8 protein-coding genes and 1 riboswitch are annotated in these 7,710 nt (G+C 67.3%); all 8 genes read right to left on the reverse strand.

Annotation, left to right across the window (positions count from 1 at the left end; translation table 11 throughout):
• Positions 1–152: 152 nt before the first annotated feature.
• Positions 153–812 (reverse strand): (d)CMP kinase, encoded by a 660-nt coding sequence (locus ACU0BR_RS06065; protein ID WP_446155952.1) that lies wholly within the window; start codon positions 810–812, stop codon positions 153–155.
• Positions 809–2,158, reverse strand: coding sequence for a 3-phosphoshikimate 1-carboxyvinyltransferase (aroA, locus tag ACU0BR_RS06070; protein ID WP_446155953.1), 1,350 nt, complete (start codon positions 2,156–2,158; stop codon positions 809–811). Before aroA ends, ACU0BR_RS06065 begins: the two co-directional genes overlap by 4 nt.
• A gap of 127 nt (positions 2,159–2,285) precedes the next feature.
• Entirely contained in the window at positions 2,286–2,996 is a 711-nt protein-coding gene (gene trmB / locus ACU0BR_RS06075) for a tRNA (guanine(46)-N(7))-methyltransferase TrmB (protein ID WP_446155954.1), read from the reverse strand.
• Between the two features lie 96 nt (positions 2,997–3,092).
• The gene (gene metK / locus ACU0BR_RS06080) at positions 3,093–4,274 is read right to left on the reverse strand and encodes a methionine adenosyltransferase (protein ID WP_446155955.1); all 1,182 of its coding nucleotides are present in this window, start codon (positions 4,272–4,274) and stop codon (positions 3,093–3,095) included.
• A 9-nt stretch (positions 4,275–4,283) separates the two neighbouring features.
• Positions 4,284–4,332, reverse strand: a riboswitch (SAM-SAH riboswitch).
• A gap of 9 nt (positions 4,333–4,341) precedes the next feature.
• Complete coding sequence (lnt, locus tag ACU0BR_RS06085) at positions 4,342–5,955, reverse strand: apolipoprotein N-acyltransferase (protein ID WP_446155956.1); 1,614 nt, start codon at positions 5,953–5,955, stop codon at positions 4,342–4,344.
• A 6-nt stretch (positions 5,956–5,961) separates the two neighbouring features.
• Positions 5,962–6,852 (reverse strand): hemolysin family protein, encoded by an 891-nt coding sequence (locus tag ACU0BR_RS06090; RefSeq protein WP_446155957.1) that lies wholly within the window; start codon positions 6,850–6,852, stop codon positions 5,962–5,964.
• A 24-nt stretch (positions 6,853–6,876) separates the two neighbouring features.
• Positions 6,877–7,407, reverse strand: coding sequence for an rRNA maturation RNase YbeY (gene ybeY / locus ACU0BR_RS06095; protein ID WP_446155958.1), 531 nt, complete (start codon positions 7,405–7,407; stop codon positions 6,877–6,879).
• A partial coding sequence (locus ACU0BR_RS06100; RefSeq protein ID WP_446155959.1) for a PhoH family protein occupies positions 7,391–7,710 on the reverse strand: 320 nt, incomplete at its 5' end. The genes ybeY and ACU0BR_RS06100, both read right to left, overlap by 17 nt.

The following is a 7,710-nucleotide window of genomic DNA, read 5'->3' on the forward strand; positions in this document are numbered from 1 at the left end:
CGTTCAGGAGGGCTTCGAATTCCTCCATCGTTGCTTTAGCGCACATATATGTTTCGGTCCTTTTTCACATGCTATTCCGGCCTCACGGTTGTCTCCGCGGGTCTTTGGGTTGGTCATCTGCGGGATCGCGCCAAACACAGGAAGGGCCGGTGTTACTTCCGACCCTGCTCCAGCTTTTGTTTTATGGCATTGACCGCCTTGTCGACGGCTGCGTCTATAGACAACTCCGTCGTATCAAGCAAGAGCGCATCACGGGCGGCGACCATCGGCGCGGCATCGCGCGCGGCGTCGCGCGCATCGCGGTCGCGCAGATCGGCGAGGACCTGCTCCAGCGTCAGATCGTGACCCGCCGCGACCAGTTCCCGGTGCCGACGCGCGGCGCGCACCGCGTCGCTGGCGGTGACGAACAGCTTCAGATCCGCCTCGGGGCATATCACGGTGCCGATGTCGCGCCCGTCCAGAACCGCACCGCCCGCGCGTTGCGCGAAAGACCGCTGAAACGCCACCAGCGCCTCACGCACGGTCGGCATGGCGGCCACGCGGCTGGCCTCCTGCGCGACCTGCGGCGTGCGCAGATCGCCCGCGGTCAGGTCGTCGGAACTCAACGACCGCGCCGCCTGCTCGGGCGGCTCGCCGCGCAACACACGCCGCCCGGTGGCCCGGTAAAGCAAGCCGGTGTCCAGATGCGACAGGCCGAAGCGTTCGGCAAGCGCCCGCGAAATCGTGCCCTTGCCCGCCGCCGCGGGCCCGTCGATGGCTACGGTGAAAATCGCGATGCGCGGGCTGCCGTCGGCGGCGGTTTCGACCTTCACGGCGCGACCTCTTCCAGCTGCGCGCCCAGCCCGCGCATCAACGGCACGAAGACCGGAAAGCTGGTCGCGATCGCCCCCGCGTCGTCGATGGTGACCGGCGCCCGCGACGCCATCCCCAGACACAGGAACGACATCGCGATGCGGTGGTCGAGATGCGTGGCGCAGGTGCCGCCGCCGGGCACGCCGTCCGCGCCCATGCCGTGCACGATGAGCGTATCCTCGTCCTCCTCCACGCGCACGCCGCAGGCCTCCAGCCCGCGGGCCATCGCGTCGATCCGGTCGCTTTCCTTGACCCGCAGCTCCTTGACGCCGCGCATCACGGTGGTGCCCTCGGCAAAGGCTGCCACCACCGACAGAATCGGGAATTCATCGATCATCGAGGCCGCACGCTCGGGCGGCACCTCGATGCCGCGCAGCGCGGAAAACCGCGCCCGCAGGTCGGCCACGGGCTCGCCACCCTCTTCGCGGGCGTTCTCGAACACCAGATCGGCCCCCATCTCGCGCAGGGTCTGGAACAGCCCCGCCCGCGTCGGGTTCAGCCCGATGTTGGGCACCAGCACGTCGGAGCCCTCCACGACCAGCGCCGCGGCAACGGGAAAGGCCGCCGAGGACGGATCGCGCGGCACCTCGATGTCCTGCGCCAAAAGCTCGGGCTGGCCGCGCAGGGTTATCACCCGGCCCTCGGCCGTCTGTTCGGTCGAGATCGCGGCACCGAATCCCGTCAGCATCCGCTCGGTATGATCGCGCGTCGCCTCTTTCTCGATCACCACCGTTTCGCCGGGGGCATTGAGACCCGCCAGCAACACCGCCGATTTCACCTGCGCCGAGGGCATCGGCACCGCATAGCGCACCGGCACCGGATCGGCGGCGCCGACGATCGTCATCGGCAGCCGCCCGCCGCGACGCCCGTAGGCGCGCGCACCGAACAGCGCCAGCGGCTCGCTGATCCGTCCCATCGGACGCTTGTTGAGCGACGCGTCGCCGGTGAATGTCGCGCTGATGGCGGTGGTGGCCATCGCCCCCATGATCAGGCGTACACCGGTGCCCGAATTGCCGCAGTCGATGATGCGGTCGGGTTCGGCAAAGCCGCCGACGCCCACGCCCTGCACCGACCAGACGCCATCGCTCTTCCGCTCGAGCTGCGCGCCGAAGGCGGCCATCGCCTTCGCGCTATCCAGCACATCCTGGCCTTCCAGCAGGCCGCGCACGCGCGTCTCGCCCACGCTCAGCGCCCCCAGGATCAGCGCGCGGTGGGAAATCGACTTGTCGCCCGGCACTTCGGCGCGGCCTTGCAGCCCCCCCGAGCGGCGGGAGATCATCGGCTGAGCCTCTCCATGCGCGGACATATCGGATCCCTTTCGATTGCTTTGCGCGGTGATACCCGCTCCGCCGACAGGGGTAAATCCCAGTTGCTCCGGCGGGCGGCCCGCTTCTTCTGGTCGCAAATATCCTCGCCGAAGGCGAAGCCGCGGGTCACATCCGGCGAAACGTCAGGTAATGCGGCACCCGGCCTTCGCGCAGGGCCTTGGCCTCATAGCGGGTGGTGATCCAATCCCCCCAGGGCGCGCGCCAGTCGGCGGGCCGCTCGCACAGCCAGGCAAAGCCCTGTCGCGGCACTTCCTCCAGCGTCTGGCGGACATAGTCGGGAATGTCGGTGGCCACCCGCAGCAGCGCGCCGGGGCGCATCACGCGGGCCAGCGGCGCCAGATGCTCCGGCGTGACGAAGCGGCGCCTGTGGTGGCGCTTTTTCGGCCAGGGATCGGGGTATAGCAGAAAGGCCCTGTCGATGGAGGCGGGCGGCAGCACGTCGAACAGATCGCGCGCGTCGCCGGGGTGGACCCGCAGGTTATCCACCCCCGCCGCCCGGATCTTGCCCAGAAGCATCGCGACCCCGTTGATGTAGGGCTCGCAGCCGATCAGCCCCACGTCGGGATTCGCGGCCGCCTGATGCACCAGATGCTCGCCGCCGCCGAACCCGATTTCCAGCCACACCGGCCGCCCGCCGAAAAGGGCATTGAGATCCAGCGGCGTCCGGTCGGGGTTTTCGTCCCACGCCACCGCGCCGGGGCTGAGGGCCGCGAGATCCTGATCCAGGTAATCCTGCTGGCTGTCGCGCAGGTGCTTGCCCTTGCGTCGGCCGTAAAAGTTGCGCCAGGGCGCGCCGTTGTCGTGTTTGTCTCGCATGAAAAAAGGCCCCGGCTGCGTTGCGGGGCCTTTACTATGGTCTGCGCGCGGCGGGTCAACCCCCTGCGGGGGCCGCGCCACCGTCACGACCGGGTGTCACATCGCCTTTTTCAGCGCCTCGCCCAGATCGGTACGTTCCCAGCTGAAGCCGCCGTCCGCCTCGGCCGGGCGGCCGAAGTGGCCATAGGCGGCGGTGCGCTGATAGATCGGGCGGTTCAGGTCCAGATGCTTGCGGATGCCGCGGGGCGACAGATCCATGACCTTGGGAATGGCGCGCTCGATCTCGCTTTCCTGGACCTCGCCGGTGCCGTGGAAATCGGCATAGATCGACAGCGGCTTGGCCACGCCGATGGCATAGGACAGCTGGATCGTGCAGCGATGCGCCAGACCGGCGGCCACGACATTCTTGGCCAGATAACGCGCGGCATAGGCGGCCGAGCGGTCCACCTTGGTCGGATCCTTGCCGGAAAACGCGCCGCCGCCATGCGGGGCCGCGCCGCCGTAGGTATCCACGATGATCTTGCGCCCGGTCAGCCCCGCGTCGCCGTCGGGGCCGCCGATGACGAATTTGCCGGTCGGGTTGACCCACCATTCCGTCGCCTCGGTCAGCCAGCCCGACGGCAGCTCGTCGGTGATATAGGGCTCGACGATGGCGCGCACATCGGCGCTGCTGAGGCTCTCGTCCAGATGCTGGGTCGACAGCACGATCGAGGCCACCTCCACCGGCACGCCGTCTTCGTAGCGCAGCGTCAGCTGCGACTTGGCATCCGGGCCCAGCGCCGGTTCGGTGCCGTTCTTGCGCACCTCGGCCAGCCTGCGCAGGATCGAATGGGCATAGCTGATCGGCGCGGGCATCAGCTCGGGCGTCTCGTTGACGGCAAAGCCGAACATGATGCCCTGATCGCCGGCGCCCTCTTCCTTGCCCTCGGCGGCGTCGACGCCCTGCGCGATATGGGCGGACTGCTCGTGCAACAGGTTGGAAACCTCGACCGTGTTCCAGTGGAACTTGTCCTGCTCATACCCGATGTCACGCACGCAATCGCGGGCAATCTGCTCGATGCGGCCCATGTAGTCCTTCAGTTTGACCTGGTCGTTCAGACCGACCTCGCCGCCGATGACCACGCGGTTCGTGGTGGCGAAGGTTTCGCATGCGACGCGGGCCTCCGCTTCCTCGGCCAGCAGCGCGTCCAGCACCGCGTCGGATATACGGTCGCAGACTTTATCGGGATGGCCTTCGGATACGGATTCCGAAGTGAAAAGATAGTTCTTACGTGACATAGGGGATAACGCTCCATTCAAATTCGCCATCCGCGCCAGGAAGCCGTTGCGGAGGCATCCCAGCGGTCTATGGCGCGTCTGTCGCAACGTCAACGGAATTCCTGGCCCGCCGCCGATCCTGCTGCCGATCCTGCTGCCGTCTCAGGCGCAGGCCCAGCGCGCCAAACCAGGCGGCGATCAGCGCGGCAAGCACCGGCCAGTCGCCGGTGCGCGCATAAAGCGGCGCCGCGCGCGGGGCGGGCAGCCGCGCGTCGATGAACCCCTCGCCGCCCAGTTCCAGCGACCTGAGCACCCGGCCGGACGCGTCGATCACGGCGCTGACGCCGGTGTTGGCCGCGCGCAGCAGCGGCAGCCCCTGCTCGACCGCACGAAAACGCGTTTGCGCCAGATGCTGGTAGGGCCCGGAAAACCGCCCGAACCACGCGTCATTGGTGATCTGCAACAGCCAGTCGGGGCGCGGGCCGTCGACGCGCAGATCCTGCGGAAAGATCGCTTCATAGCAGATCAGCGGCAGCACCCGGCCCAGCGCGGAATGTCCGGTCGACGTCAGATCGAGCGTGCGCGGCCCCGGCCCGCTGTCCATGCCCCCGGGCGCAAGGCTCGCCAGCGCCTGAAGCCCGAATTTCTCGAACAGCGACGCGAAAGGCAGGTATTCCCCGAACGGCACGAGGTGGTGTTTCCGATAGGTATCCACGATGCTGCCGTCGGGCCCCATCGCGACGGCGCCGTTGTAGAACCCCTCCGCCGTCTCGAGAAAGCTGCCGAAAATCACCGGCACCCCGTCGGCCGCGTCAACGATTTCGGGCGGGATGTCGGACGCGCTGCGGATCGCGCCGGGAAAGGAGGTTTCGGGCCAGACGATCAGATCCGGCGCCGGGCGCCCCTGGAGGCGGGCGGCAGTGTAGTCGAGCTGTCGCTTGTAGAACACCGGAATCCACTCGGGATCCCATTTCAGATGTTGCGGGGCGTTGGGCTGGATCAGGCGCACGACCGGCCGGTCGGCCGCCTCCGCCTCCGCCATAGCGGCGGCGAGCGGCGGGACCGGGCGCAAAAGACCGGCAAGCGCCACCACCGCCAGCGCGGCCACCGCCAGCGCCAGCCCGCCGACCGCGCGCCAGCCGCCACGCCAATCGACCAGCACCGCGGCAATCGCGGCCAGCGCCAGCAGCGTGATCAGATTCAGCCCGTGCGGCCCGATCCAGGCCGCCCATTGCAGCGCGGGCCAGTCCACCCAGCCATAGGCGAACAGCGCCCAGGGAAAGCCTGTCAGCCAGTAGGACCGCGTCAGATCCGCCGCCACGACGGCCAGCGCCATCAGGAACGGCGAGGGCCTCAGCCAATGGGCCAGACGGAAATAGAACGCATAGATCAGCGCCAGCCCCCCGGCCGTGCCGATCAAGGCAAAGGGCGCCATCCAGCCGTTGCGCGCGAGGTCGATCAGAAACGGCTCCACCAGCCAGCTGAGCGAGACCATGAAATAGGCGGTTGCGAACAGCCACCCCGACCAGCCCGGCCGCCTGCTGCCCGCAAACAGCACCAGCGCCAGCAACATCCCGGCAAGCGAGACGGGCATCAGCGAATAGGGCGCCTGCCCCAGCGCGGCCAAGCCCCCCGAGAGCGCGAAAAGCGTCTGCCTGCGGCCCGATGGCAGATCCGCCAAAATACCCTTGAGCGACCTCACGCGCGTTCAGTCCGATCCCGGCAGACGCACGCGCAGCCGCTTGATGCTGCGCGCATCTGCATCCATGATCTCGAATTCCGCCCCCGTGGGGTGGGGGATCATCTCTCCGCGCACGGGCACCCGGCCGGTCATCATGTTGACCAGCCCGCCGAGCGTGTCGATTTCCTCGTCATCTTCGGGGGTGGACAGCTTCAACCCGATCTCGGCCTCGAATTCATCGAGCGGCGCGCGCGCCTTGACGACGTAGCTGCCCGCCTCCTCCAGCTTCCAGTGCTGGCCCTCGGCGGCGTCGTGCTCGTCCTCGATCTCTCCGATGACCTGTTCGATCAGATCCTCGATGGTGACCAGCCCGTCGACACCGCCGTATTCGTCGATCACCAGCGCCATATGCAGCTGCTCGGTCTGCATCTTTTGCAAAAGCACACCGATTCCCATGCTGGGCGGCGCGAAGATCAGCGGCCGGATCATCGGCTTGAGCGAGAACCGCCCGCCATTGCCGCTGCCGTTGAACCCATGCCGAAGCGCGAAATCCTTGAGGTGGACAAAGCCCAGCGGCGTGTCCAGCGTGCCCTTGTAGACCGGCAACCGCGTCAGCCCGCTTTTGCGAAAGACGGCGACAAGCTCATCCTTCTTGATGTCCTCGGGAATGGCGACGATCTCCACCTTGGGAATCGCCACATCCTCCACCCGCATCCGCCGCAGGTTCACCATGCCCACGGAGGCGGCCCCATGAGGCGCGCCGTTCGAATAGGCACGACCATTTTCCGCATGATCGGCTTCGGCATCATTCGCTGAGAAGGAGGAGAAGAAGCGGCGCCACAGGCCTTGCCTCTCATCCTCGGTTCGGTCCTGCGCGCCTTGCGCTGCGCTAGAAGACCCGTCGTTCTGGTCGCCCATCGGTCCTTTCCAAAGCGGCCGGGGTCATGCCCCGCGCCTTACATATGGGTCTGCCACCCCCAGGCTGGCAAGTATCTCGACCTCTTGCTTTTCCATAAGTTCGGCATCGCGGTCGCGGATGTGATCATATCCCAACAGATGCAGGACGCCATGCACCAGCAGATGCGTCACATGCGCCTGTGCGGTTTTCTGCTGTTGGGCAGCCTCTTTCATGCAGGTTTCATAGGCGATCGCGATATCGCCGAGCTCCGGGTCCCGCGCGATGGCGGTGCAGTCCCGCGACGGGTCCGGGATGTCGGGCATTGCGCCGTCTTCCGCCGCGCCCCGTTCGTCCGAAGGCCAGGAGAGCACGTTGGTCGCGCTGGCCTTGCCGCGGAAATCGGCGTTGAGTTCGGCGATTCGCGCGTCGTTGCACGCCAGCAAGCCGATCTGCCAGTCCTCGGGGCGCATGCCCAGCGCCGCGAGCGTCGCCCGCGCGGCCGTCTCGGCCAGGCCCTCGATGCCGAAATCCCGCCAGCGCGTTTCCTCGACAAGGGTTTCAACCAGCGGAGGCATCGGTTTCGTCATAGGCCTCGATGATGCGCGCGACGAGCGGATGGCGCACGACGTCCTTGGCGGTGAAGTAATTGAACGAGATCCGGTCGATGGATTTCAGGCGCCGTTCGGCGTCGCTCAGCCCCGATTGCATCCCGCGCGGCAGATCCACCTGCGTGCGGTCGCCGGTGATCACCATGCGCGACCCCTCGCCCAGACGGGTCAGGAACATCTTCATCTGCATGGCGGTGGCGTTCTGCGCCTCGTCCAGCACGACAAAGGCGTTCGACAGCGTGCGCCCGCGCATGAAGGCCAGCGGCGCGA

It is taken from the genome of Brevirhabdus sp. (assembly GCF_052826345.1).